Source organism: Vibrio sp. HDW18 (genome assembly GCF_011306175.1).
Taxonomy (GTDB): Bacteria; Pseudomonadota; Gammaproteobacteria; order Enterobacterales; family Vibrionaceae; genus Vibrio; species Vibrio chanodichtyis.
In genome coordinates this window covers 580,679-605,235 of sequence record NZ_CP049913.1, presented here as the reverse complement: position 1 = coordinate 605,235, position 24,557 = coordinate 580,679, and the positions used below count along the sequence as shown (strand labels likewise).

Genomic DNA, 24,557 nt, shown 5'->3' with positions numbered 1-24,557 from the left:
CAAGTAGAAAAAGGGGCTGAGGTCCCTTTTTCTACTTGTGCATTGGCGAGCGGATTGCTAAAACATCGTCTGTTCATCTTTTTTCTCAACATAAGCAATCATGACGACAAATCAATCAAGCGTAAAGGCGCCACAAACGATGGTGGTAAAGCTGGGAACCAGTGTTTTGACTGGCGGTACTCTGGCGTTGGATCGCGCTCATATGGTCGAGCTGGCTCGCCAATGCGCCGAACTCAAACAGCAAGGTCATTCGGTAGTGATCGTCACTTCGGGGGCGATTGCCGCAGGTCGCGAACATCTAGGTTATCCCGCGCTGCCCAACGCGATCTCTAGCAAGCAACTGCTAGCCGCGGTGGGGCAAAGTCGTTTGATTCAGGTATGGGAATCACTGTTTGCAATCTATGGTATTAAAATTGGGCAAATGTTGCTGACCCGAGCCGATCTCGATGATCGGGAGCGCTTCCTTAATGCGCGGGATACGATTAATGCGTTAGTGGAAAATGGCATTGTGCCCGTGGTGAACGAGAATGATGCGGTTGCCACCAATGAAATTAAAGTCGGTGATAACGACAACTTATCAGCTTTAGTCGGCATTTTATGTGGCGCAGATAAACTGCTGCTGCTGACGGATCAAAAAGGCTTGTTCACCGCCGATCCTCGTAAAGACCCGAACGCTCAACTGATCAAACAAGTCACCACGATTGATGACACACTGCGTAAAATTGCCGGTGGTAGTGGTACCACACTCGGTACCGGCGGCATGGCGACCAAACTGCAAGCTGCTGATATTGCCCGCCGAGCTGGAATTGAAGTGATTATCGCCGCTGGTCGTGCACCGAATGTGATTTTTGATTCTTTGAGTGCTGAGCCGCAAGGCACGCGCTTTTTAGCTTTGGAAGAAGCGTTAGAAAACCGCAAACGCTGGATTTTGGCGGGACCTGCGGCCGCGGGTGACATCGTGATTGATGATGGTGCTGCCAAAGCGGTGCTCAATAAAGGTAGCAGTCTACTTGCCAAAGGTGTGCTGCGGGTGCAGGGCCATTTTGCCCGCGGTGAAGTGGTGCGCGTGCTGGATAAACAACAACATCTGATTGCGCGTGGCATCGTGGCTTATGCGCAGGATGAAGTGGCACAAATAGCCGGTAAACACAGCAAAGAGATCGTGGATATTTTAGGTTACGATCATGGTTTAGAAGTGATCCACCGTGATGATATGGTCGTGATTCAAGAATAAAGGAAACAATGATGGAGTTAAGCGTACTCGGTAAAGCGGCCAAAGCGGCCTCTTTTCAGCTAGCCACCGCAAGCACGGCGCAAAAAAATCAGGCTTTGTCGATCATTGCCGCCGAATTAGAAGCACAAAGCACGCGTATTTTGGCTGCCAATGCCAAAGACATTGCGTTGGGGCGCGATGCGGGCTTATCGGAAGCGATGTTGGATCGCTTGCTGCTCAACCCTGAGCGTTTGCAAGCGATGGCCAATGATGTGCGTAACGTGATCACACTGCACGATCCGGTCGGGAGTGAAATCGAAAGTCGAGTGCTGGAAAATGGCTTGGCGCTTGCTCGCCGCCGCGTACCACTGGGCGTGGTTGGGGTGATCTATGAAGCGCGCCCCAACGTGACGATTGATATTGCAGCACTGTGTCTTAAAACCGGCAACGCGGCCATTTTGCGTGGTGGTAAAGAGACATTTTTCTCGAATATGGAACTGGTCAAAGTCATTCAAGCGGCCTTAACTCAAGCCGATTTACCTGCAGCATCGGTGCAGTACATTGAAAAACCGGATCGTGAGTTGGTGACCCAACTGCTGAAAATGGATGATTACGTGGATATGATCATTCCGCGTGGCGGGGCTGGCCTACATAAAATGTGTAAAGAAAACAGCACAGTACCAGTGATTATCGGTGGCTTTGGGATCAGCCATATTTTCGTTGATCAAAGTGCCGATCTGGATAAATCGGTAGCGGTGATTGAAAACGCTAAAGTGCAGCGTCCATCGGCGTGTAATGCACTCGACACGCTATTGGTCCATCAAGCAATCGCTCAACCGTTGCTGGAAAAACTGATTGCGAAACTGAAAGGTAAAGTGGCGTTTGTAGCTGAGCCTAAAGCTAAGGCCTTGATGAGTTCTGCCAGTGATCTGCGTGATGCGCAAGTCGGCGATTTTGATACTGAATGGCTCAGTTACACCTTAGGGGTGAAAGTGGTGCAGGATGTACAAGAGGCGATCGAACATATGCGTGAGCACAATGCTAGCCATTCCGATGCGATTATGACCAATGATCTTTACAATGCCGAGCTGTTTATCAATAGCGCTGGCTCTGCTGCGGTCTACGTCAATGCCTCGACACGTTTTACCGACGGTGCCCAGTTTGGTTTGGGCGCAGAGGTCGCGGTATCGACTCAAAAATTGCATGCGCGTGGCCCAATGGGCTTGGAAGAGCTGACCAGCTATAAGTGGGTCGGTAAAGCCAATTACCTCTCACGCAGTTAACAAAATCGACGTAAACCGAGAATGTAAAGGGGCAGCATGCCCCTTTTTCTTTGGCTCTCTCCTCGACATCGGCTACACTGACTACCTTGTTATGGAGGTAATATGCATTGTCCTTTCTGTTCTGAAAATGATACCAAAGTGATCGATTCACGGCTGGTGGCTGATGGACACCAAGTGCGCCGTCGTCGTCAGTGTTTGGCTTGTAGTGAGCGTTTTACCACCTTTGAAAGCGCCGAATTAGTCATGCCGCGCGTGATCAAAACCAATGGTAACCGCGAGCCTTTCGATGAAGATAAAATGATTGGTGGTCTGCAACGTGCGTTAGAAAAGCGTCCAGTGAGTGCCGACGCGGTAGAGCTTGCGATCAGCACCATCAAGTCTAAGCTGCGCGCGACTGGTGAGCGTGAAGTGCCGAGTAAACTGATTGGTAATTTGGTGATGGAACAACTGAAAGTGCTGGATAAAGTGGCCTATATTCGCTTTGCCTCGGTCTATCGCAGTTTTGAAGATGTGCGTGAATTTGGCGAAGAGATCGCTAAACTACAAGATTAATCCAGCGTGACTATGTCTATGTTTACCTCTTTTGATCATCAAATGATGTCCCACGCGCTGCAATTGGCTCAGCGTGGGCGTTTTACTACCGCGCCGAATCCGAATGTTGGCTGCGTGATCACCCGCGGTGCACAGATTGTCGGTGAAGGCTGGCATAAAAAAGCCGGGGAGCCGCATGCGGAAGTGCATGCGATACGTCAAGCGGGCGAGCTTACCCGTGGTGCGACTGCTTATGTAACGCTTGAGCCCTGCTCGCACTATGGGCGAACCCCACCTTGTGCCGTAGGTCTGATTAAGGCGGGAGTAGCGAAAGTGATCTGCGCGATGCAAGATCCTAATCCGCAAGTAGCAGGGCGCGGCGTACAGATGCTGCGTGAGGCGGGGATTGAAGTGCAAGTGGGTCTGCTAGAAGCCGATGCGCGTGCATTGAACCGTGGTTTTCTCAAACGTATGCAGACGGGCATGCCTTATGTGCAGCTTAAAATGGCGGCGAGCCTCGATGGACAAACCGCGCTGGCCAATGGCCAAAGCCAGTGGATCACCTCTGTAGCGGCGCGTAAAGATGTGCAATCTTTTCGCGCGCAAGCCAGTGCGATTCTTTCTACCAGTCAAACCGTGCTTAGCGATAATGCCTCGTTGGCGGTACGTTGGCACGATTTACCGCAGTCGATACAAACGCAATATTCGCCTGCGGATTTACGTCAGCCAGTACGCATAATTTTGGATCGCCAGCATCAGTTATATCCTGAGTTAGCCTTATACCAAACTCCATCCCCCGTGCTGCGAGTGGCCAGCGAGAATGCCGACCTTTGTGTCGCAGCCGACCATGGCCAGCTTGATTTGCGCGAACTGTTGACTCAGTTGGCACAGCAGCATCAGATCAATCAAGTGTGGGTAGAAGCGGGTAGCCAATTGGCGAAATCCTTGATTGAGCAAAAATTGGTGGATGAAATTATTCTCTATTTAGCACCGAAACTGATGGGCAGCGATGGCCGTGGTTTATTTGGTGCACTGGGTTTGACGCAAATGGCCGAGTCCATTGAACTCAAAATTGAAGATTGTCGAATGGTTGGCAGCGATCTGCGCATCATTGCCACCCCAACATCAAAAGATTAGCACTATGTTTACAGGAATTATTGAAGCGATCGGCAAGCTGACCGCGATCATCCCCAAAGGCAATGATGTCACCATCAGTGTTGAGGTTGGCAAGTTGGATATGGCCGATGTTAAATTGGGGGATAGTATTGCCACCAATGGGGTGTGTTTAACCGTGGTGGCGTTTGATCGGCGTAGTTTCAGTGCCGATTTATCGCTGGAAACGTTGAACAAATCCGGTTTTACCAATTACCAAGTCGGCGATCGGGTCAATCTGGAAAAAGCCATGTTACCGACCACTCGGTTTGGCGGTCACATCGTATCTGGACACGTTGATGGTGTCGGCGAAATCGTGGAACGTATTCCGGTTGGACGCGCGGTTGAACTGTGGGTGAATATGCCGGCTGAACTGAGCAAATACGTCGCCCAAAAAGGCTCGATCACCGTTGATGGGATCAGCTTAACGGTCAATGATCTGCGCAAAAATGCATTTAAACTGACGATTGTTCCTCATACCAGCGCGGAAACAACCATGGATCAGTTTCAAGTTGGTCGCCGAGTCAATCTGGAAGTCGATGTACTGGCCCGATATATGGAACGTTTGCTACAAGGCCAATCAGAAAGCGAACCTCAATCACGCCTGACGATGGATTTTCTGCAGCAAAACGGTTTTGCTTAATCTCGGCGCATACCGATAACGATAGGATAGACACCATGCCAATTAGTACTCCACAACAAATTATTGAAGATATTCGTCAGGGCAAAATGGTTATCCTGATGGATGATGAAGATCGTGAAAATGAAGGCGATCTGATCATGGCCGCTGAGCACATTACCCCAGAGGCGATCAATTTTATGGCAACCCATGGTCGCGGTCTGATCTGCTTAACTATGACCAAACAGCGTTGCCGCCATTTAGGATTAAATCCTATGGTGCAAGATAACAATGCTCAGTACACCACCAATTTCACTGTATCAATTGAAGCGGCAGAAGGGGTGACCACGGGCATTTCCGCTGCCGATCGCGCGCGCACTGTGCAAGCCGCGGTTGCTAAAGAGGCGGTAGCTGCTGATTTGGTTCAGCCGGGGCATATTTTCCCGCTGGCTGCGCAAGATGGTGGTGTGCTGACTCGCGCAGGGCACACGGAAGCCGGCTGTGATCTTGCTCGCCTCGCGGGGCTTGAGCCCGCATCAGTGATTGTTGAAATTCTCAACGATGACGGCACCATGGCACGTCGCCCTGATTTGGAAGTGTTTGCTGAAAAACATGGTTTGAAACTGGGCACGATTGCCGATCTGATTGAGTATCGCAATCACACTGAAACCACGATTGAGCGTGTTGCACAGTGCAAACTGCCGACTGAGTATGGCGAATTTGAGTTAGTGACTTACCGCGATATGATTGATCAGCAAATCCACTTCGCTTTGTGCAAAGGCGATATTGCCAGCGCGCCAACGCTGGTGCGTGTACATCTGCAAGATACCTTTACTGATCTGTTGCACAGCAACCGAGCGGCAGAGCGCAGTTGGCCACTGGCGACTGCGATGCAACGGATTGGTCAACAAGGCGGTGTGTTGGTGATCCTAGGCAGTGAAGAGTCGAGCGATCTGTTACTGCATCGGGTGAAAATGTTTGAGTTGCAAGATAAAGGTGAAGCCCCTGCGATGGCGAAAAAACAAGGTACTTCACGTCGGGTTGGCGTTGGTTCGCAAATCCTCGCCGATCTTGGGGTCACAGAGATGCGTCTGCTCTCTTCACCAAACAAAAAGTACCACGCATTGGGCGGTTTTGGTCTCAATGTGGTCGAGTACGTGTGCGAGTAATCGCTATTCCCTTGCTACTTGACGTTGCAGCGCTGTTAGCGAGGTTCGTTCATCCCAAGCATAGCGTCGGTCTATGCTCATGGGGATGAATTCAGTTGCCGTCTACCTACAACGTCAAGATATTTGCGGATATTTAATCGGCGTTTTGCCGCGTGTTGCCTTGATAGCTGTGCGCGGTGTTAGCTCAAATTTATGTTAGATATTGCTCACAAAATTGTGCTAGAATCCGGCGATTCTCACTTGATGAATAGAGTTAAAGGAAAGCTTATGAAAGTTATCGAGGGTGGTTTCCCAGCACCAAAGGCGAAAATTGCGATTGTGATTTCTCGTTTCAACAGTTTTATCAATGAGAGCTTACTTTCTGGTGCGATCGATACTCTTAAGCGTCACGGTCAGATCAGTGATGACAACATTACAGTGGTGCGTTGCCCTGGTGCGGTTGAGTTGCCATTGGTTGCCCAGCGTGTGGCCAAAACTGGCGACTACGATGCGATTGTCTCTCTGGGTTGTGTTATCCGTGGTGGAACACCGCACTTTGACTATGTTTGCAGTGAAATGAATAAAGGTCTGGCCCAAGTGTCTCTGGAATTTAGTCTTCCGGTCGCATTTGGTGTATTGACTGTAGATACTATCGATCAAGCTATTGAACGCGCAGGAACCAAGGCTGGTAATAAGGGTGCTGAAGCAGCACTGAGCGCACTTGAGATGATTAATGTTCTTTCTGAAATTGATTCCTAATGGGGGCCAGTGTGAAACCAGCCGCACGTCGTAATGCACGTCAATTTGCGCTACAAGCAATTTATTCATGGCAAATTACTAAAGAGAATGTTGCGACTATTGAAGAGCAATTTCTAACCAGTGGTAAATACGATGAAGAACAACATCGTGCCGCTGAGCCAGCTCTTGCTGCTCCTGAAACCGATGTTTCTTATTTCCGTGATCTGTTGGCCGGTGTGGTACTGAACCACACTGAACTTGACAGCAAACTGCGTCCTTTTGTTTCTCGTCCAATGCAAGATCTGGACATGATGGAACTGGCGCTGCTGCGTTTGGCCATGTATGAAATGACACGTCGTGAAGATGTGCCTTACAAAGTGGTGATTAACGAGGCGATTGAACTGGCAAAAGTGTTTGCCGCAGAAGATAGCCATAAATTCGTTAACGGTGTGCTAGATAAAGCCGCACCGCACGTACGTAAGAAAGCGTAATTCGTTTTCCACCAGAAGGTCAGCAGTTGCTGACCTTTTTTCTTAATGAGCGGCCGCTTGTTGGCATGGCAACCAAAGAGTCGAGTGAATGTTGGGTGAATTTAATTTAATCGATAAATATTTTGCTAACCGGCAAACGCAACGTAAAGATGTGCACTTAGCACTGGGCGATGACTGTGCCATTGTCAAAGTACCGGAAAATTCGCGTATTGCGATCAGTACCGATACCTTAGTCGCGGGCACTCATTTTCTGGTCGATGCCAATCCTGCTTGGGTGGCACATAAGGCATTAGCCTCTAATATGAGCGATCTCGCGGCGATGGGTGCAACCCCCGCTTGGGTATCGCTGGCGTTAACGTTGCCTGAGATTGATGAGGCGTGGTTACAGCCATTCTGCGCGGCCTTTTTTGACTTAGCCAATTATTACAATGTGCAGTTGATTGGCGGTGATACCACCAAAGGGCCACTTAGTATTACCCTCACCGTGCAAGGTTTTTTACCCAAAGAGCAAGCCATGTTACGTAGCGGGGCGAAAATCGGTGATTGGCTGTATGTCACTGGCGATCTGGGTGATAGCCAGGCTGGGTTAGAGGTGATTTTGCAGCCAGAAAAACGTCAGCGACCATTTGCCGATATTCTTGAGCAGCGTCATTATCTGTCCACACCGCGTATTGTTGCTGGGCAAGCCTTAGTGCATTTGGCTTCCTCTGCGATTGATATTTCTGATGGTTTGATCGCTGATCTGCCACATATTTTACGCCGCTCAAATGTTGGAGCGAGTATTGATGTCAGTTTGCTGCCACTGTCGAAGGAGTTATTACAGTTTGTTGGGGATGTGACCACTGCACAGCAGTATGCGCTGACCAGTGGCGAAGAGTACGAACTCTGTTTTACCATTCCTGAGCAAAACCGTGGTTCATTAGCTCATGCACTAGCGCACTGTGGCACTAAAGTGACTTGTATTGGCCAAATTCGTCCCGCGGGTACTTTTGAGCTGCATAATCAAGGCAAAAAACTCGATTGGCAATTGGCTGGCTATGAGCATTTCAAGGGGAAAGTATGAGCGATCCACGCAGTAAAATATCCTTAAGCAATCCTTGGCATTTGTTGGCCACAGGCTTTGGCAGTGGCTTAGCACCGATGGTGCCCGGCACCATCGGCACCTTAGCTGCAGTGCCACTGTATCTGCTGCTCGCTCACCTGCCGCTGGCTTGGTATCTAGGCGCCATTGTGGTCGCCAGTTTGGTGGGGATTAAACTTTGCCAAGTTACCTCTGATGATATGCAGGTACACGATCATGGCTCGATCGTGTGGGATGAGTTTGCTGGATTTTGGATCACTATGCTGATTGTGCCGTTGTGGCAATTACCGGTGTTTGACTGGCGGTGGTTAGTGGGCGGCTTTGTACTGTTTCGTTTTTTCGACATGCTGAAACCTTGGCCGATAAGTTGGTTGGATCAGCGGGTACATGGCGGCTTAGGCATCATGCTGGATGATATTGTTGCCGGTATTATGGCGGCGATCAGTCTAGGCTTGCTCGGTCATTGGGCTGGTTGGTATCATGTTTAGTTGAGCAGTGTAAAATTGCAGTTATCTATAGGTTGCTTGATTATCGTTTGATCTGAAATATTAAAATAACAAGGTGTTTTATATGCTAAATATAACAATTGGCCAAAAATTAACGGCTGTATTTTCAGCAATCGTTCTGACTTTCGGACTTTTTGCTGGGTATTCAAATTTACAAATGTCAACGATACATGACACAACAAAAGAACTTACAGAGAAGGTAATTCCCTCAGTTGCTGCAGCTACAAAAATTGGTTTTGCTGTTCAAGATCAACGCCTTGCATCACTGCGTTTGGCTTATGCTTTGATGATTGATGATTTATCTTATCAAAGAGCTTCCAAGCTAAATCTTGAGCAAAAAATGGCTGAGTATAGTTCTGCTGAGTTGGCATACGGTATATTGCCTATTATCTCACAAGATGATGCTCGAATTTTTGATGCATTAAAAAGTGCAGCGAGAGAATACGCAGCTATGCTTAACAACTTAATTAAGATTGTTGAATCGGGAGATATTGTAGCAACGGACAATATGATCAAAAATCTGACGCCATTAACTCAGAATATTGTCCAGTTGAGTATGGAATTACAACTCGAAAATGAACGTGTGGCGGGGGTATTAACTAGTCAGAGTAATACTGTTTATGATAAATCATTTACAACGAGCATAATGATTAGCGTATTTATTACATTATTAGTAGTCGTTATTGCTTATTTCCTAATAAGACAAATTCGTAACCCTCTCTTCGTTTTGCAGGAATCTATACGTAAGATAGCTGGAGGTGATCTTGCCAGTTTAATCGATATCAAGCAGTTTGCTGCCGATGAATTCGGAGATCTCGCTAAAGGTTTTAGTGAAATGCAACATAATCTGCGTCTATTGGTTAATGAGGTTTCGAGCTCTGTGATACGACTTGGTACTGCAGCTGAAGAAATTAGTACGGTTGCAATGCAGTCAGCCAATAATATGACTACACAGCAGAATGAGATAAATCAACTAGCCACAGCAATGAATGAAATGTCATCGACTGTTCAAGATGTTGCTTCCAATACGAACGATGCCGCTGAAATGGCGAATTCTGCTACCAGTACTGCCGAATTAGGTAGCCAAGTTGTAGGGGATGCCGCGACACATATTGAAAAAGTCGCTTCAGTTATTGAAGATACGGCGGTTGTTATTCATGGATTGAGTGATGATAGCCGTAATATCGGTATGGTGCTGGGGGTTATTCAGGGAATTGCAGAACAAACCAACTTATTAGCGCTTAATGCTGCGATTGAGGCTGCACGCGCTGGAGAACAAGGGCGGGGGTTTGCAGTTGTAGCCGATGAAGTTAGAGCTTTAGCTAAACGCACACAAGATTCTACAACGGAGATCAATCGTATTATCTCTGATTTACAACAAAGAGCGGCTGATGCAGGGGTTACAATGCAGCAAAGCCAAAATATGATATTAGAAGCGGTTTATTCTGCTCGTGAAGCGGGTAAGTCTCTCTCAGAAATTAATTCATCAGTAAATAGTATATCTCAGATGAATATCCAAATTGCGACAGCAACAGAAGAGCAAAGAGCAGTCACAGAAGAGCTTAATCGTAATGTGGTGAATATTAGCGACGCATCAGAAGAAGTTGCAACGGGTGCACAACAGATGTCTCAAGCTTGCCGAGATCTCAATCAATTAGCCGATCAGTTACAAGAAGTTGTTGCTCAATTTAGAGTTTAAGTTTTTTACCTAAGCTGAGTTCGGTTGTAAAATATCGAGCTCAGATTATCTTTTATTTATTCAAAGAATTATCTCATTTTTATTTAACGTGATGGTGAATCTTGGGCTGGCTATTACTGATCATTTGGCGCTAAATGAGCCACATTGGTGAACAGTGTTTCGCGTAGTTGCTGCTCTTCAGTGTCATTGAGACGGGTGCCTTGTGAGTTAGTCAGAATAAATAAATCTTCCGCTCGCTCGCCAATGGTAGTGATTTTGGCCGCGTGCAGGTCAAGGTTGAGTTCGGCAAAGGTGGCGGCGACCGTGGCCAGTAATCCCGGAGTATCGAGTGCAACAAATTCGACTAAGGTGCGTTTTTTGCTTTTCGTCGGCAGAAAATCGACCTGAGTTTTGACTTTAAAGTGTTGTAAATTGCGTGGAATGCGGCGCGCTTTTTGAGTGGTGGGGCGGCCATCTTCTAGCACATGAACGAGGTGGCGGATCAAGGCTTGTTGGCGCGATTCTTCAATTGCCCGCCCGTTATGATCCAGCACCATAAAGGTATCTAGCACATAACCATCTTTACTGGCCATGATCTGTGCGTCATGCACGTTAAGATTGCGCCGATCAAGCTCGGCGACCACGGTTGCAAATAACGCCGCTTGATCTTTGGTATAGATAAACACTTCAGTCCCCCCACGGGTGGCTTTTTTGCTTAGTAATACCAGTGGCTGGTTGGGGTCACTATGGCGTAATAAATGGGCGCAGTGCCAGGCAATTTGTTGGTGGGTATGGCGCAGGAAATAATCGGCCTTAAAGCGCTGCCACAACACTTCTATTTCACGGCTAGTGAAGCCCTCTTTGCGCAATTGTGCCAACGCCATTTGTTGATTGTGGCGAATACGCTCACGCACATCGACCGGATTTTCTAAACCACGGCGCAGAGCGCGTTGTGTGGAGTGGAACAGCTCGGCAAGTAGGGTACGTTTCCAACTGTTCCACAACTCAGGGTTAGTGGCGCAGATATCAGCCACGGTTAGACACACCAAATATTCCAAACGTTCTTCATCGCGCACCTTTTTGGCGAATTCGATGATCACATCCGGATCGTAAATATCACGACGCTGAGCGGTGACTGACATCAACAGATGATTTTTCACTAGCCAAGCGACTAGCTTCGCTTCCGGTTTTGATAGCCCGTGCTCAATACAGAAATCAAACGCTTCATTTGCACCAATCTCCGAGTGATCACCGCCGCGGCCCTTACCAATATCGTGGAAGATTGCCGCGAGGATCAATAACTCTTTTTTCTGAATTTTAGGGTAGATTTCACAGCAAATAGGGTGGCGATCGTGATTGTTTATATCACTAAATAAATGAATATGTTTGAGTAGACGCATGCTATGCTCATCCACCGTATAAACATGGAATAAATCAAACTGCATTTGGCCAACAATTTGATGCCATTGTGGCAAATAAGCGGCGATCACCCCTAATTTGTGCATCTGGCTGAATGCCTTATGCAACGCATTGGGATGACGCACTAGCTCGATAAATTTTTCTCGTGCGGCTGGAATGGTATGCAAAAATTTATTCAAACGGCGGCGAGCCGTGCGCAGTTGGCGCAGGGTGGCAGGAGCGACTGATTCGATGCTTGAGTCATTAGCCATGTGCAAAAACATATCCAAAATGGTTTCTGGGCGAGCTTGGAACAGGGCTGGTTTGCGCGCTTCAATCAGATTACCTCGGCGTTGAAAATCCTCATCAATCACCACGGCAGGTGCTTCTTCACCATTATTTAAGATCGCTTTATCAAAAATTTTCAGCAGCATCTTGTTGAGTTCGGCGACCCGGCGTAGGGTGCGGAAAAACTCTTTCATCATCATTTCTACGCCACGGTTACCTTCACCAAAGTAACCGAGATGACGAGCGACTTGCACTTGATGAGCGAACGTTAAGCGATTGTCGTAACGTTTGAGTTCAATGTGCAGTGCAAAGCGTACTCGCCATAGGAAATTTTGACACTCAACCAACTCGCGATATTCCGCATCGGTGAGAAAACCAAAGCGGCTCATTTCATACAGCGAGGTGGCACCGAAATGGCGGCGAGCGATCCAGGTTAAGGTGTGAATATCGCGCAGCCCACCCGGAGTTGATTTAATATCCGGCTCTAAGTTGTAGGTGGTATCGTGATAGCGGGCATGACGTGCTTTCTGCTCTTGCACTTTAGCTTGGTAGAAAATCTCACTTGGCCAAAAGGATTCCGAGTGAATGACCATTTTTAGTTGATGAAAGGTGGCCGCACAGCCACAGAGTAAGCGTGCCTCTTGCAAATTGGTGGCGACGGTTAAATCGGTTTTGCCGATTTCTGCACACTGTTCAACGGTGCGTACCGCATGGCCGATCTCTAATTTTAGATCCCACAACAGGGTTAAAAACTGACTGATTTTATTGGCGACCGGCTCACTGAGTGGCTGTTGTGAAAGCACCAGCAAGTCAATGTCTGACAGCGGATGCAGTTCTCCGCGTCCATAACCACCGACCGCAATCAGGCTGACTTCGAGCAGTTGATCTAAGCCAAAAAATTGCCACAGGCGGTGCAGCAATAAATCCATATATTCTGAGCGGCCAAGTACAAGGTCGGTGATCGGATGATGATTGAAAAAAGCCTGTTTTTGATACTCAGTAAAACTTTCCAACTGTTGCTTTAAACTGTCAACGGTGAGTTGGGCGGGTTGAAAGGTCAGTGGTGATTGATACGGCATAGCGCGTCCATGCAGGCGTTAACACGAATGGTGTCAATCTAGCAGATGAGAGCCAATAAAAAAATATCCCTGACTGAGCAGGGATATTTTTAAGCCAGCACGAATTAAGCGTTATTTAGCAGTCGTGGTAGCGTTTCATCTTGGCGCAGGGTGAGAATTTCACAGCCGTTCGCGGTGACCAAAATCGTGTGTTCCCACTGGGCTGACTTTTTGCCATCGGCGGTATAAACGGTCCAATCGTCTTGATCATCTAAGCGGCAACCAAACTTACCGGCGTTAATCATTGGTTCAATGGTGAAAATCATCCCTTCACGCAGCACAGTGCGATCACTATTTTTGTAGTGCACTACTTGTGGCTCTTCATGGAATTCAGCGCCAATGCCATGGCCGCAATAATCACGGACGATAGAAAACTTAAAGCGTGGATTGTTTTTATTATTGGTCTTGATGTGTTTTTCGATCGCGGTACCAATCTCACCCAGTTGTAGGCCCGGTTTCACCAGTTTCAGCGCCAGATACAGACACTCTTGCGCCACATGGCACAGACGTTTGTCTTCAATCGAGGCTTCTCCAATTACAAACATTTTCGAAGTATCGCCGTGGTAGCCATCTTTAATCACGGTAATATCAATATTGAGAATATCGCCATCGCGCAATACCGCTGGACGCAATAGCTGGCCAAACTGACTGTCTTGAGTAGCAGGAATACCGTGACACACAATATGGTTAATTGAGGTACAGATCGATTTAGGAAAGCCGTGATAATTCAGTGGTGCCGGAATTGCGCCTTGCACTTCAGTAATGTACTGATGACATCTCTGATCTAATTCTTCGGTGGTTACGCCTGCTTGCACGTAAGGTTCAATCATTTCCAGAACCTCAGCAGCTAAGCGGCCAGCAACGCGCATTTTTTCAATTTCTACGGCATTCTTGATTTTTATAGACATCAGCTTTCTCTACTCACTGGTGAGCACACAAGGTGCGAGTGGCGCTATTGTAACAATGGACAGATGAAGCGCAAGGAGACAGGCTGAACTGAGCCAAAATCCTTGGTTAACTGAACGATGATCGCGAGTTAAAAAGTACTATTCAGCTTAACGGACGACAATTTTTACTAGCCATATTAGGCCGAAATATGGTATAAAGCGCGCCGGAATCCGGGTCCTTATTCTCCAAATTGGCGAAAAGGATCGGGAACCATAAACCTAATTGTTTAAATCACACACATTTCGACACGCGTTCCGGGGTGCTCCAATTAAGGGGTCGGATACGTGGGGAATGTGGAGGCCTAACCCCATAGAGGATTTTAAAATGGCATCTGTATCAATGCGCGATATGATGAAAGCGGGCGTACACTTCGGTCACCAAACTCGTTACTGGAACCCAAAAATGAAGCAGTTCATTTTCGGTGCTCGTAACCGCGTACACATCATCAACCTAGAAAAAACTGTACCTATGTTCAACGAAGCTCTGGCTGAGCTAGTAAAAGTTGGCGACAAAAAAGGTAAAGTTCTGTTTGTAGGTACTAAGCGCGCAGCGTCTGAGTCTGTTAAAGAAGCAGCTCTAGCAAGCAACCAATACTACGTTAACAACCGCTGGTTGGGCGGCATGCTGACTAACTGGAAAACAGTTCGTCAGTCAATCAAACGCCTGAAAGAGCTGGAAGTTCAATCTACTGATGGTACTTTTGAAAAGCTGACTAAGAAAGAAGCTCTAATGCGCACTCGCGAAATGGAGAAACTGGAAAAGTCTCTTGGTGGTATCAAAGATATGGGCGGCCTGCCTGATGCTCTGTTCGTTATCGACGCTGATCACGAGCACATCGCTATCAAAGAAGCGAACAACCTAGGTATTCCAGTATTTGCTGTTGTTGATACTAACTCTAACCCAGATGGCGTTGACTACATCATCCCAGGTAACGACGACGCGATCCGCGCTGTTCAACTGTACCTGAATGCAGCGGCTGAAGCGATCAACGAAGGTCGTAACAAAGACGTAGCTGCTGTAGCAGAAAAAGACGGTTTCGTAGAAGCGGAATAATCTCGGCTCTGAGTCAAACTTAGGTGCTATCTGCCACATTCAGCGTTATTCGCCATAATAGTGCAGCATAGACCAAGTTATAGTTAGCATTGGGGGCCGATAATGTAGGCCCTCAAATTTTATCCAATCCAGAATTAACTGAGGAATAGAGAATGGCTGTTACTGCTGCTCTAGTAAAAGAACTGCGCGAGCGTACTGGCGCGGGTATGATGGAATGTAAGAAAGCCCTTGTTGAAACTAACGGTGACATCGAGCTGGCAATCGAAAATATGCGTAAGAGTGGTGCTGCTAAAGCTGCTAAAAAAGCGGGCAACATCGCTGCTGAAGGCACCATCATCATCAAAGAAGGCAAAGGCGTTGCTGCTCTGGTTGAAGTTAACTGCCAAACTGACTTCGTAGCCAAAGACGGTAACTTCGTTGCATTTGCTAACCAAGTTGCTGACGCGGCTCTGGCTTCTAAAGCTTCTATCGAAGAGCTACAAGCACAATTCGAAGAAACTCGTATTGCTCTAGTTGCAAAAATTGGTGAAAACATCAACATCCGTCGCGTTCAGTACGTTGAAGGCGCAGCTCTGGCAACTTACCGCCACGGCGATCGTATTGGTGTTGTCGTTGCAGGTTCTGCGGATACTGAAACTCTGAAGCACGTAGCAATGCACGTAGCGGCTTCTCGTCCAGAATTCCTGACGCCAGATGACGTTCCTGCTGAAGTGGTGGCTAAAGAGCGTGAAGTTCAAGTTGGCATCGCTATGAACGAAGGCAAGCCAAAAGAAATCGCAGAGAAAATGGTTGAAGGCCGTATGAAGAAATTCACTGGCGAAGTTTCTCTGACTGGTCAACCATTCGTTATGGAACCAAAGAAAACTGTTGGCGAAATTCTTGCGGATAAAGGTGTAACTGTTTCTGCATTCGTACGTCTAGAAGTAGGTGAAGGCATCGAGAAACAAGAAGGCCTAAGCTTTGCTGAAGAAGTAGCGATGGCGGTAAAAGGTTAATCCTAGCCGATTGCTCACTAAAAGACCGTGGCCATGGCTGCGGTCTTTTCACGACTATCTTTTCACGACGAATGGGTCGATGGTTAGCCATGATGTCGAGATTAATCGTGATGAATAGATTTAAGCGCTAGCTCAAGTCTATTCATGACTGTTAATCCTCAACTCTCTTTGGAAGGAAACTCCCATGACAACGAATCCTAAACCCGCTTATCAACGTATTCTGTTAAAACTCAGTGGTGAAGCGCTACAAGGCACGGAAGGTTTTGGTATTGATCCTACCGTACTTGATCGTATGGCTCAGGAAGTAAAAGAACTGGTTGAACTGGGCGTGCAAGTAGGACTGGTGATTGGTGGGGGTAACCTATTCCGTGGTGCTGGTCTGGCCAAAGCGGGAATGAACCGCGTGGTGGGTGACCATATGGGGATGCTGGCGACAGTAATGAATGGTTTGGCGATGCGCGATGCACTGCACCGTGCTTATGTGAATGCGCGTTTGATGTCTGCGATCCCGCTCAATGGCGTATGTGACGACTACAGCTGGTCTGATGCGATTCGTGAACTGCGTCAAGGCCGTGTGGTCATTTTTGCTGCAGGAACCGGTAACCCATTTTTCACCACTGACTCTGCGGCGTGTTTGCGTGGGATTGAGATTGAAGCAGATCTGGTTCTCAAAGCGACCAAAGTAGATGGGGTTTACAGTGCCGACCCGGTAGCCAACCCAGAAGCACAACTGTATGATAAGCTGACTTACAACGATGTGCTTGATAGTGAGCTGAAAGTGATGGATTTGGCCGCGTTTACTCTAGCACGTGACCATAAAATGCCGATTCGTGTGTTTAACATGAACAAGCCTGGCGCGCTGCGTCGTGTCGTGATGGGTGAAGCGGAAGGCACGCTGATCAGCGATGCCCAGTAATTATCTTTGCAACCCAACGGCTCTCGAAACGAAAACAAGAATTAAGGTGATATTGTGATTAATGAGATCAAAAAAGATGCGCAGCAGCGTATGGAGAAAAGTGTTGAAGCACTAAAAAATGGCCTATCGAAGATCCGTACTGGTCGTGCTCATCCAAGTTTATTGTCGGGTATTTCGGTTGATTACTACGGCGCTCCAACTCCACTTAATCAGGTTGCTAACGTGATTGCAGAAGATGCACGTACGCTAGCGATCACCGTGTTCGATCGCGATTTGACGCAAAAAGTTGAAAAAGCGATCTTGATGTCTGATCTGGGTTTGAACCCAATGTCAGCCGGTACCCTGATCCGTGTGCCACTGCCACCACTGACCGAAGAGCGTCGTCGTGATCTGGTAAAAATCGTGCGTGGTGAAGCGGAAGGTGGCCGAGTTGCAGTACGGAACATTCGTCGTGATGCGAACAACGATCTGAAAGGTCTACTGAAAGATAAAGAAGTTTCAGAAGATGATGAGCGTCGCGCACAAGAAGAAATTCAGAAGCTGACCGATGCGGCAGTGAAGAAGATTGATGAAGTTCTTGCGGCTAAAGAAAAAGAGCTGATGGAAGTTTAATCGTCTGATCTAGCGAACAAAACGCTGTGCTCGCAGCCCAGCGTTTTTTTATGCTACTCTTGCGCCTCTTTGATTGTTTATTGTGTTTCTTATGCAAAATCTATCTATTCCCAAGGAATTATTGCCTAAGCATATTGCTGTGATTATGGACGGCAATGGCCGCTGGGCGAAAGCACAGGGAAAACCGCGGATATTCGGTCATAAAAATGGCGTTACTGCGGTACGTAAAACCATTTCAGCCGCCGCTCGCTTTGGTATTCAAGCTATCACTCTATTTGCTTTTAGCCGTGAGAATTGGCGTCGCCCTGAGGAAGAGGTTGGGGTGCTGATGGAGCTCTTTATCACGGTGCTTTCCTCCGAGATTAAGAAACTGCATAAGAACAATTTACGTCTGCGTGTGATTGGCGATAAAAGCCGTTTTAGCGATCATCTACAAGCCAAAATCGCGCAAGCAGAAACGTTAACCGCCAACAATACTGGCATGGTGGTCAACATTGCCGCTAACTACGGTGGGCAATGGGATATTTTGCAAGCCACTCAAGCGTTAGCCAATAAAGTGGCGCAAGGCGAGCTGATGCCGACTGAAATCGATGAGGCGATGATCCAGCAACATTTAACCATGGCCGATCTGCCAGAGGTTGATTTGCTGATCCGTACCAGCGGTGAGTGTCGAATTAGCAACTTTATGCTTTGGCAACTCGCTTATGCAGAATTGTATTTTACGCCAGTCTTCTGGCCTGAATTCGATGAAAACTGCCTAATTGAAGCAGTGACTTGGTTTGTTAACCGTGAGCGCCGTTTCGGTTGTACTGGTGAACAAATCAAGGCATTGATGGAAAACTGAATATAGGACTTCTCAATTTGAAGCAGCGAATCATTACTGCGCTTGTTCTTGCGCCTTTGGTGATCTTGGGCATTATTTATTTGCCTTTATCGTGGTTTATGGTGGCACTTGCCGTGGTCACGTTACTTGGATTTTGGGAATGGACGCAGTTCGTTAACCAAACTTCTCGCCCATTAGCTATGCTGCCTGCTTTGCTGTTTGGTGGACTTAGCCTTGCTTTGATCAATGTTGAATTGCCGAGTATCAGCCAGATGGCCACTCCCCATTTCACCTTGTTGATGATCGGCAGTGGTTGGTGGATTTTTTCTAGTATTTTAGCGTTGACGTATCCTCGTTCGCGTCCCTGTTGGGAACCTTCGAGCAGCATGCGGCATTTATTTGGCCTGCTCACCCTGTTGCCTTTTTTCTGGAGCGTGGTGTTTTTACGCGCGCACTCTTACCTCAGCGATCCCTTTTATGGCGCGAAGTTAGTGCTGTTCGTCTGTTTTCTGGTCTGGGCGGCTGACAGTGGTGCTTATTTTGTCGGCAAAAGTTTCGGCAAACATAAAATGGCTCCCGCAGTCAGCCCGAATAAGACCATCGAAGGCTTAATTGGTGGGATTGTGATGGCGATGCTGGTCGGTTATTGGGCTGCCCAATGGTTTGCGATCCCATTCAGTTCCACTCTTAGCATGTTGCTGATCATTTTAGTCACCGTAGTGATTTCGGTATTGGGTGATTTGGTTGAAAGCATGTTTAAACGAGTGTCTGGTATTAAAGACAGCAGCAATATTATTCCTGGGCATGGCGGCATATTGGATCGAATTGATAGCCTAACGGCCGCGTTCCCAGTGTTTGCTCTACTCTATTTTTTATTCTAATCATCAGGCTGCTTAAGCAGCCTGCTGTGAATAACAGCGATCTTCACTATGCGTAAACTCACCATTTTAGGTGCCACCGGTTCAATTGGAGCCAGTACCCTTAAAGTGCTAGCACAAAATCCACAGCAGTTTTCAGTCGTCGCCTTAGTTGCTGGCGGCAATGTGGCCAAAATGTACCAACTGTGCTGCCAATGGCAACCTAAGTACGCAGTGATGGCCAGCGCTCAAGCGGCTGCAGAGTTACAACAATTACTTAAATCACAGCCGATGGCCACTGAGGTATTGTACGGTGAATCCGCGATGTGCCAAGTGGCCGCGCTGGATGAAGTGGATACCGTGATGGCAGCGATTGTCGGCGCGGCGGGGTTATTACCGACCATGGCGGCGGTCAAGGCGGGCAAGCGGGTACTGTTAGCCAATAAAGAAGCGTTGGTGATGTCTGGCCAACTGTTTATTGATGCTGTCGCTCAATCCGGTGCGGAGCTGATCCCTGTTGATAGCGAGCACCATGCCATTTTCCAATGTTTACCGAGCGAGATTCAAGTTGAGCTCGGACGCTGTGATTTACAGCAGCACGGTATTGAACATATTTTATTGACCGGATCGGGTGGCCCATTTCGCTACAGTGATGTGGCACAGCTTGATCAAGTCACGCCTGAACAGGCGATCGCGCATCCAAACTGGTCGATGGGACCGAAAATCTCCGTCGACTCAGCGACCATGATGAACAAAGGCCTTGAGTATATTGAAGCAAAATGGCTGTTTAATACCTCGCGTGAGCAGCTTAAGGTGCTGATCCATCCTCAATCGGTGATCCACTCTATGGTGCAGTACAAAGATGGATCGGTACTGGCGCAGATGGGGGAGCCGGATATGGCTACGCCGATCGCTTACGCTTTAGCCTACCCACAGCGGATTGCCGCCGGAGTGCCAGCCCTTGATTTCACCCGCATACAACAATTGACGTTTATGGAGGTGGATTATGCTCGCTACCCTTGCTTGCAACTGGCGATTGAGGCTTGCTTTATCGGCCAGCATGCCACCACTGCACTTAATGCCGCCAATGAAGTCGCAGTTGAGGCATTTTTACAGCAGCAGATCCGCTTTACCGACATCGCGCGGATCAATGAGCAGGTTTTATCTAAGGTTTGTGCAAGCCACATGCCGTTCGATTACCGAGACTTGGAAAGCCTACTTGAGCTAGATACAATGGCCCGACATTTTGCCCACCAAGCCATAACAGAGCGCCAAGTATGAACGACATTCTCTGGAACTTTATCTCCTTTATCATCGCGTTGGGTATTTTAGTCGCGGTGCATGAATTTGGACATTTTTGGGTCGCGCGACGCTGCGGCGTTAAAGTGGAAAAATTTTCAATCGGCTTTGGTAAATCGATTTGGTCACGAATCGGTCGTGATGGTACTGAATATTCGCTGGCGATGATCCCACTCGGTGGCTACGTCAAGATGCTGGATGGTCGAGTGGATCAAGTTGCGGCAGAACAACAAGGCATGGCGTTTGACCAACAATCGTTGTGGAAGCGCTCTGCGATTGTCAGTGCCGGACCATTGTTCAATTTTCTATTTGCCATCTTTACCTACTGGCTGATGTTTATGATTGGTGTGCCCGCGGTCAAACCGGTGATTGGTGAAGTTACTCCTTACTCAATCGCTGCGCAAGCGGGTCTCGAACCCGGCATGCAAATTAAAGCCGTTTCAGGTGTCAATACGTCAGATTGGGAGTCGGTCAATATGGGGTTGATCGGCCATATTGGCGATGCCAGTTTGACTTTGACCGTGACCAGCGCACAAGAAGTGGGTCATGAGCAAATCAAGACAATTAATCTGCGTGATTGGAACTTTGACCCTGAAACAGAGTCTGCTATGAGGGCACTTGGTTTTAAGCCGTTTACGCCGGAAATTTCTAACCAATTAGCCAATGTGACGGCCCAAGGGGCAGGTGAGCGGGCTGGGCTACAAGCTGACGATATCTTGCTGCAAATCAATGCTCAGACGATCAGTGAATGGCAACAAGTGGTGACGGCTATTCAAAGCCACCCGAATACACCGATCGCCGTATTGGTACAGCGCGCGGGTCAGCAAGTTGAGCTGTGGCTCACACCCGATAGTCGAGAGCTTTCGCAAGGAAAAGTGATCGGCTTTGCGGGAATCGCACCCAAAGTCGCAGAATGGCCGCAAAACTATCGATTTGAATTGCAATTTGGTGTATTTGAGTCGCTTGGCAAAGCGGTTGAGAAAAGTGGCCAAGTGATCAATCTCACCGTCAGCATGTTAAAAAAACTGCTGGTTGGCGATGTGGGGTTAAATAACCTCAGCGGTCCAATTTCTATTGCCAAAGGGGCGGGGATGACCGCAGATTTTGGTTTTGTCTACTTTTTAGGTTTTTTAGCCCTGATCAGTATTAACCTTGGCATTATTAATTTGGTGCCGCTGCCGATGCTCGATGGTGGGCATTTGCTGTTTTTCATGATTGAAGCGGTGATCCGTCGCCCAGTACCAGAAAAGGTGCAGGAAATGGGTTACCGGATTGGTGGTGCCATCATTTTCTCTTTAATGGCCGTAGCAATCTTTAATGATTTTACTCGCCTGTGATCGATAAACATTAGGCAACCGTTGCAGTAAGGAAGAACTCAAAACAATATGGCGATGAAACAGATTCTACTCGCGACATTGCTCGCTACCAGCGTGTCAGCCAATGCGGCCGAAAAATTTGTGGTACAGGATATTCAAATCAACGGTCTACAGCGGGTCGCCTTGGGTGCGGCTTTGCTGAGAATGCCAGTGCGGGTTGGCGATAGTGTCGATACGCAAGATGTGGCGAATATCATTAAAGCGCTCTATTCCTCTGGTAACTTTGAAGATGTTAAAGTGCTGCGTAATGGCGATATTTTGCTCGTGCAAGTCAAAGAGCGCCCGACGATTGCCAGCGTTTCATTTTCTGGTAACAAGGCGATCAAAGAAGAGCAGCTTAAGCAAAATCTAGAAGCTTCCAGCATTCGGGTTGGCGAAGCGTTAGATCGCACGACCCTGAGCAATATTGAAAAAGGCTTGGAAGATTTCTATTACAGTGTCGGTAAGTACAATGCGACGGTGCAAGCGGTGGTTACGCCATTACCGCGTAATCGTGCCGACCTTAAGTTTGTCTTTACCGAAGGGGTTTCTGCCAAGATCCAGCAAATCAACTTTATCGGCAACCAAGTGTTTAGCGATAAAGAGCTGCTGTCACGCTTTAACTTGAATGTGGATATTGCGTGGTGGAATTTCCTGTCCGATGACAAATATCAAAAGCAAGTGCTGGCTGGCGATATTGAAGCGCTGCGCACCTACTACCTTGATCGCGGCTACCTAAAATTTCAAGTTGATAGCACGCAAGTGGCGATCTCGCCAGATAAGAAAGGCGTGTATATCACGCTCAACCTCAATGAAGGCGAACCATACACGGTAAGCCAAGTACAGTTCCGTGGTGAACTGAAAGGCAAAGAGGCGGAGTTTAGCACACTGATCCCGTTTGAGATCGGTGAAACCTATAACGGTTCGGCAGTGACACGTTTAGAAGAGAGCATCAAGAAAGTGCTTGGTGAGGCAGGTTATGCTTACCCACAAGTGCGGACCATTCCTGAATTTGATGATCAAACCCAGCAAGTGTCACTAGTCGTTGATGTGGAAGCCGGTAAGCGTATTTATGTACGTGATATTCGGTTTGTCGGTAATAACAGCACTCGTGATGAAGTGTTGCGCCGCGAAATGCGCCAGATGGAAGGTGCGTGGCTCAACTCCAAAGACATTGAAACAGGTAAAGCGCGGATTAACCGGTTAGGTTTCTTTGAAACGGTGGATGTGCAGACGGTTCGTGTGCCGGGCAGTGAAGATCAGGTTGACTTGGTTTACAGCGTTAAAGAGGCGAACTCAGGCAATATTAACTTCGGGGTCGGTTACGGTACCGAATCTGGGGTCAGTTTCCAAATTGGTTTAGAACAAGACAATTTCTTAGGTTCGGGTAATCGGGTCGGCGTGAACGCGATGATCAACGATTATCAGAAAAACTTAACCTTAGAGTATCGCGATCCGTACTGGAACTTGGATGGGGTCAGTCTGGGTGGTAAGGTTTTCTACAATGAGTTTGAAGCCTCTGAGGCGGGAATTGTTGACTATACCAATGAAAGTTATGGTGCGAGCTTAACTTGGGGCTTCCCGTTTGATGAATTAAATCGCTTTGAATTTGGGATTGGTTATACCCACAACAAGATCGGTAATTTAACCCCGTATCTGCAAGTGGAGAAATTCCTGATCGCGCAAGCCAGTAATCTGGATGATGATGGTAATTTACTGACCAACGATTTTGATTTTAACTTGGCTTGGACACGTAACAACCTCAACAGTGGTTACTTCCCGACTGCCGGTAACTATCAGCGTCTGTTCTATAAAATGACCGTACCGGGCTCGGATGCGCAGTATTTCAAATTGCAATACGATGTGCGCCAATACTTCCCGCTGACCAAAAAGCATGAGTTTGCTCTGTTGCTGCGTGGTCGGTTAGGTTATGGCAATGGTTATGGACAAACCGATGGCCAAGATAACCTATTCCCATTTTATGAGAACTTCTACGCGGGTGGCTTTACCTCTTTGCGTGGTTTTGGCTCAAACTCGGCAGGGCCGAAAGCGGTTTACCGTGATCATTCCGGTTCCAACAATGGTAGTGATACCGCAACCGATGATTCAGTCGGTGGTAATGCGATTGGCTTAGCCAGTATCGAGCTGATTGTACCGACCCCGTTTGCCTCTGATGAGGCGCGCAACCAAATTCGTACCAGTGTGTTTGTCGATGCGGCTAGCGTATGGGATACCGAGTTCGATTATCGCGAGCGTGGTGCCGATTACGGTAACCAGTATTACTATGACTATTCAGATCCCACCAATTATCGCGCTTCTTATGGGGTGGCGCTGCAGTGGGTCTCACCAATGGGACCGTTAGTGTTTGCATTGGCTAAACCGATTAAAAAGTATGAAGGCGATGACGAAGAATTCTTCACCTTCACGATTGGAAGAACCTTCTAGGAGAGGAACG

The 24,557-nt window shown here is 47.8% G+C and carries 22 protein-coding genes; 20 read left to right on the top strand and 2 right to left on the bottom strand.

Features of this window, described 5'->3' with window-relative positions:
- Positions 1-100 precede the first annotated feature (100 nt).
- From proB to G7083_RS02820, 11 genes are all read left to right on the top strand, one after another.
- The gene (gene proB, locus G7083_RS02870) at positions 101-1,234 is read left to right on the top strand and encodes a glutamate 5-kinase (protein WP_166013495.1); all 1,134 of its coding nucleotides are present in this window, start codon (positions 101-103) and stop codon (positions 1,232-1,234) included.
- Between the two features lie 11 nt (positions 1,235-1,245).
- Positions 1,246-2,496: a glutamate-5-semialdehyde dehydrogenase gene (locus G7083_RS02865; RefSeq protein WP_166013494.1), complete on the top strand. Its 1,251-nt coding sequence runs from the start codon at positions 1,246-1,248 to the stop codon at positions 2,494-2,496.
- A 102-nt stretch (positions 2,497-2,598) separates the two neighbouring features.
- Entirely contained in the window at positions 2,599-3,048 is a 450-nt protein-coding gene (gene nrdR, locus G7083_RS02860) for a transcriptional regulator NrdR (RefSeq protein ID WP_166013493.1), read from the top strand.
- A 12-nt stretch (positions 3,049-3,060) separates the two neighbouring features.
- On the top strand, positions 3,061-4,164 hold the full coding sequence (ribD, locus tag G7083_RS02855) for a bifunctional diaminohydroxyphosphoribosylaminopyrimidine deaminase/5-amino-6-(5-phosphoribosylamino)uracil reductase RibD (protein ID WP_166013492.1): 1,104 nt from the start codon (positions 3,061-3,063) through the stop codon (positions 4,162-4,164).
- A 4-nt stretch (positions 4,165-4,168) separates the two neighbouring features.
- Positions 4,169-4,822 carry a riboflavin synthase gene (locus G7083_RS02850; RefSeq protein ID WP_166013491.1) on the top strand — a complete coding sequence of 218 codons (654 nt, stop codon included), beginning with the start codon at positions 4,169-4,171 and terminating at the stop codon, positions 4,820-4,822.
- 35 nt (positions 4,823-4,857) lie between these two features.
- The gene (gene ribBA / locus G7083_RS02845) at positions 4,858-5,967 is read left to right on the top strand and encodes a bifunctional 3,4-dihydroxy-2-butanone-4-phosphate synthase/GTP cyclohydrolase II (protein WP_166013490.1); all 1,110 of its coding nucleotides are present in this window, start codon (positions 4,858-4,860) and stop codon (positions 5,965-5,967) included.
- Between the two features lie 267 nt (positions 5,968-6,234).
- On the top strand, positions 6,235-6,705 hold the full coding sequence (gene ribE, locus G7083_RS02840; protein ID WP_166013489.1) for a 6,7-dimethyl-8-ribityllumazine synthase: 471 nt from the start codon (positions 6,235-6,237) through the stop codon (positions 6,703-6,705).
- The gene (nusB, locus tag G7083_RS02835; protein WP_166013488.1) at positions 6,705-7,175 is read left to right on the top strand and encodes a transcription antitermination factor NusB; all 471 of its coding nucleotides are present in this window, start codon (positions 6,705-6,707) and stop codon (positions 7,173-7,175) included. Before ribE ends, nusB begins: the two co-directional genes overlap by 1 nt.
- Positions 7,176-7,263: 88 nt before the next feature.
- Positions 7,264-8,238, top strand: a complete 975-nt coding sequence (gene thiL / locus G7083_RS02830) for a thiamine-phosphate kinase (protein WP_166013487.1) — start codon at positions 7,264-7,266, stop codon at positions 8,236-8,238.
- On the top strand, positions 8,235-8,744 hold the full coding sequence (pgpA, locus tag G7083_RS02825; protein ID WP_166013486.1) for a phosphatidylglycerophosphatase A: 510 nt from the start codon (positions 8,235-8,237) through the stop codon (positions 8,742-8,744). The genes thiL and pgpA overlap by 4 nt, the downstream gene beginning before the upstream one ends.
- Positions 8,745-8,826: 82 nt before the next feature.
- The gene (locus G7083_RS02820) at positions 8,827-10,461 is read left to right on the top strand and encodes a HAMP domain-containing methyl-accepting chemotaxis protein (RefSeq protein ID WP_166013485.1); all 1,635 of its coding nucleotides are present in this window, start codon (positions 8,827-8,829) and stop codon (positions 10,459-10,461) included.
- Positions 10,462-10,574: 113 nt separating this feature from the next.
- Here the strand turns inward: G7083_RS02820 and glnD are convergent, their stop codons facing one another.
- Together glnD and map are read right to left on the bottom strand one after the other, a co-directional pair.
- A complete protein-coding gene (gene glnD / locus G7083_RS02815; RefSeq protein ID WP_166013484.1) occupies positions 10,575-13,205 on the bottom strand; it encodes a bifunctional uridylyltransferase/uridylyl-removing protein GlnD in 2,631 nt (876 codons plus the stop codon).
- A 104-nt stretch (positions 13,206-13,309) separates the two neighbouring features.
- The gene (map, locus tag G7083_RS02810) at positions 13,310-14,152 is read right to left on the bottom strand and encodes a type I methionyl aminopeptidase (protein WP_166013483.1); all 843 of its coding nucleotides are present in this window, start codon (positions 14,150-14,152) and stop codon (positions 13,310-13,312) included.
- Between the two features lie 364 nt (positions 14,153-14,516).
- On the opposite strand from map, the gene rpsB reads away from it, so the two are divergent.
- From rpsB to bamA, 9 genes are all read left to right on the top strand, one after another.
- Positions 14,517-15,245 (top strand): 30S ribosomal protein S2, encoded by a 729-nt coding sequence (rpsB, locus tag G7083_RS02805; protein WP_166013482.1) that lies wholly within the window; start codon positions 14,517-14,519, stop codon positions 15,243-15,245.
- 152 nt (positions 15,246-15,397) lie between these two features.
- Positions 15,398-16,240, top strand: a complete 843-nt coding sequence (tsf, locus tag G7083_RS02800; RefSeq protein WP_166013481.1) for a translation elongation factor Ts — start codon at positions 15,398-15,400, stop codon at positions 16,238-16,240.
- A gap of 184 nt (positions 16,241-16,424) precedes the next feature.
- Complete coding sequence (pyrH, locus tag G7083_RS02795) at positions 16,425-17,156, top strand: UMP kinase (RefSeq protein ID WP_166013480.1); 732 nt, start codon at positions 16,425-16,427, stop codon at positions 17,154-17,156.
- Between the two features lie 54 nt (positions 17,157-17,210).
- Positions 17,211-17,768 carry a ribosome recycling factor gene (frr, locus tag G7083_RS02790; protein ID WP_166013479.1) on the top strand — a complete coding sequence of 186 codons (558 nt, stop codon included), beginning with the start codon at positions 17,211-17,213 and terminating at the stop codon, positions 17,766-17,768.
- Between the two features lie 91 nt (positions 17,769-17,859).
- Positions 17,860-18,612 (top strand): polyprenyl diphosphate synthase, encoded by a 753-nt coding sequence (uppS, locus tag G7083_RS02785; RefSeq protein ID WP_166013478.1) that lies wholly within the window; start codon positions 17,860-17,862, stop codon positions 18,610-18,612.
- 17 nt (positions 18,613-18,629) lie between these two features.
- On the top strand, positions 18,630-19,472 hold the full coding sequence (locus G7083_RS02780) for a phosphatidate cytidylyltransferase (protein WP_166013477.1): 843 nt from the start codon (positions 18,630-18,632) through the stop codon (positions 19,470-19,472).
- A 48-nt stretch (positions 19,473-19,520) separates the two neighbouring features.
- A complete protein-coding gene (gene ispC, locus G7083_RS02775) occupies positions 19,521-20,729 on the top strand; it encodes a 1-deoxy-D-xylulose-5-phosphate reductoisomerase (protein WP_166013476.1) in 1,209 nt (402 codons plus the stop codon).
- Positions 20,726-22,084 carry a sigma E protease regulator RseP gene (rseP, locus tag G7083_RS02770; protein ID WP_166013475.1) on the top strand — a complete coding sequence of 453 codons (1,359 nt, stop codon included), beginning with the start codon at positions 20,726-20,728 and terminating at the stop codon, positions 22,082-22,084. Before ispC ends, rseP begins: the two co-directional genes overlap by 4 nt.
- Before the next feature lie 48 nt (positions 22,085-22,132).
- Positions 22,133-24,547 (top strand): outer membrane protein assembly factor BamA, encoded by a 2,415-nt coding sequence (gene bamA, locus G7083_RS02765; RefSeq protein WP_166013474.1) that lies wholly within the window; start codon positions 22,133-22,135, stop codon positions 24,545-24,547.
- Positions 24,548-24,557: the final 10 nt, after the last annotated feature.

Coding starts and splice junctions, on each gene's coding strand:
- proB (WP_166013495.1), top strand. CDS start 101: ATGACGACAAATCAATCAAGCGTAAAGGCGCCACAAACGATGGTGGTA.
- G7083_RS02865 (WP_166013494.1), top strand. CDS start 1,246: ATGGAGTTAAGCGTACTCGGTAAAGCGGCCAAAGCGGCCTCTTTTCAG.
- nrdR (WP_166013493.1), top strand. CDS start 2,599: ATGCATTGTCCTTTCTGTTCTGAAAATGATACCAAAGTGATCGATTCA.
- ribD (WP_166013492.1), top strand. CDS start 3,061: ATGTCTATGTTTACCTCTTTTGATCATCAAATGATGTCCCACGCGCTG.
- G7083_RS02850 (WP_166013491.1), top strand. CDS start 4,169: ATGTTTACAGGAATTATTGAAGCGATCGGCAAGCTGACCGCGATCATC.
- ribBA (WP_166013490.1), top strand. CDS start 4,858: ATGCCAATTAGTACTCCACAACAAATTATTGAAGATATTCGTCAGGGC.
- ribE (WP_166013489.1), top strand. CDS start 6,235: ATGAAAGTTATCGAGGGTGGTTTCCCAGCACCAAAGGCGAAAATTGCG.
- nusB (WP_166013488.1), top strand. CDS start 6,705: ATGGGGGCCAGTGTGAAACCAGCCGCACGTCGTAATGCACGTCAATTT.
- thiL (WP_166013487.1), top strand. CDS start 7,264: ATGTTGGGTGAATTTAATTTAATCGATAAATATTTTGCTAACCGGCAA.
- pgpA (WP_166013486.1), top strand. CDS start 8,235: ATGAGCGATCCACGCAGTAAAATATCCTTAAGCAATCCTTGGCATTTG.
- G7083_RS02820 (WP_166013485.1), top strand. CDS start 8,827: ATGCTAAATATAACAATTGGCCAAAAATTAACGGCTGTATTTTCAGCA.
- glnD (WP_166013484.1), bottom strand. CDS start 13,205: ATGCCGTATCAATCACCACTGACCTTTCAACCCGCCCAACTCACCGTT.
- map (WP_166013483.1), bottom strand. CDS start 14,152: ATGTCTATAAAAATCAAGAATGCCGTAGAAATTGAAAAAATGCGCGTT.
- rpsB (WP_166013482.1), top strand. CDS start 14,517: ATGGCATCTGTATCAATGCGCGATATGATGAAAGCGGGCGTACACTTC.
- tsf (WP_166013481.1), top strand. CDS start 15,398: ATGGCTGTTACTGCTGCTCTAGTAAAAGAACTGCGCGAGCGTACTGGC.
- pyrH (WP_166013480.1), top strand. CDS start 16,425: ATGACAACGAATCCTAAACCCGCTTATCAACGTATTCTGTTAAAACTC.
- uppS (WP_166013478.1), top strand. CDS start 17,860: ATGCAAAATCTATCTATTCCCAAGGAATTATTGCCTAAGCATATTGCT.
- ispC (WP_166013476.1), top strand. CDS start 19,521: ATGCGTAAACTCACCATTTTAGGTGCCACCGGTTCAATTGGAGCCAGT.
- rseP (WP_166013475.1), top strand. CDS start 20,726: ATGAACGACATTCTCTGGAACTTTATCTCCTTTATCATCGCGTTGGGT.
- bamA (WP_166013474.1), top strand. CDS start 22,133: ATGGCGATGAAACAGATTCTACTCGCGACATTGCTCGCTACCAGCGTG.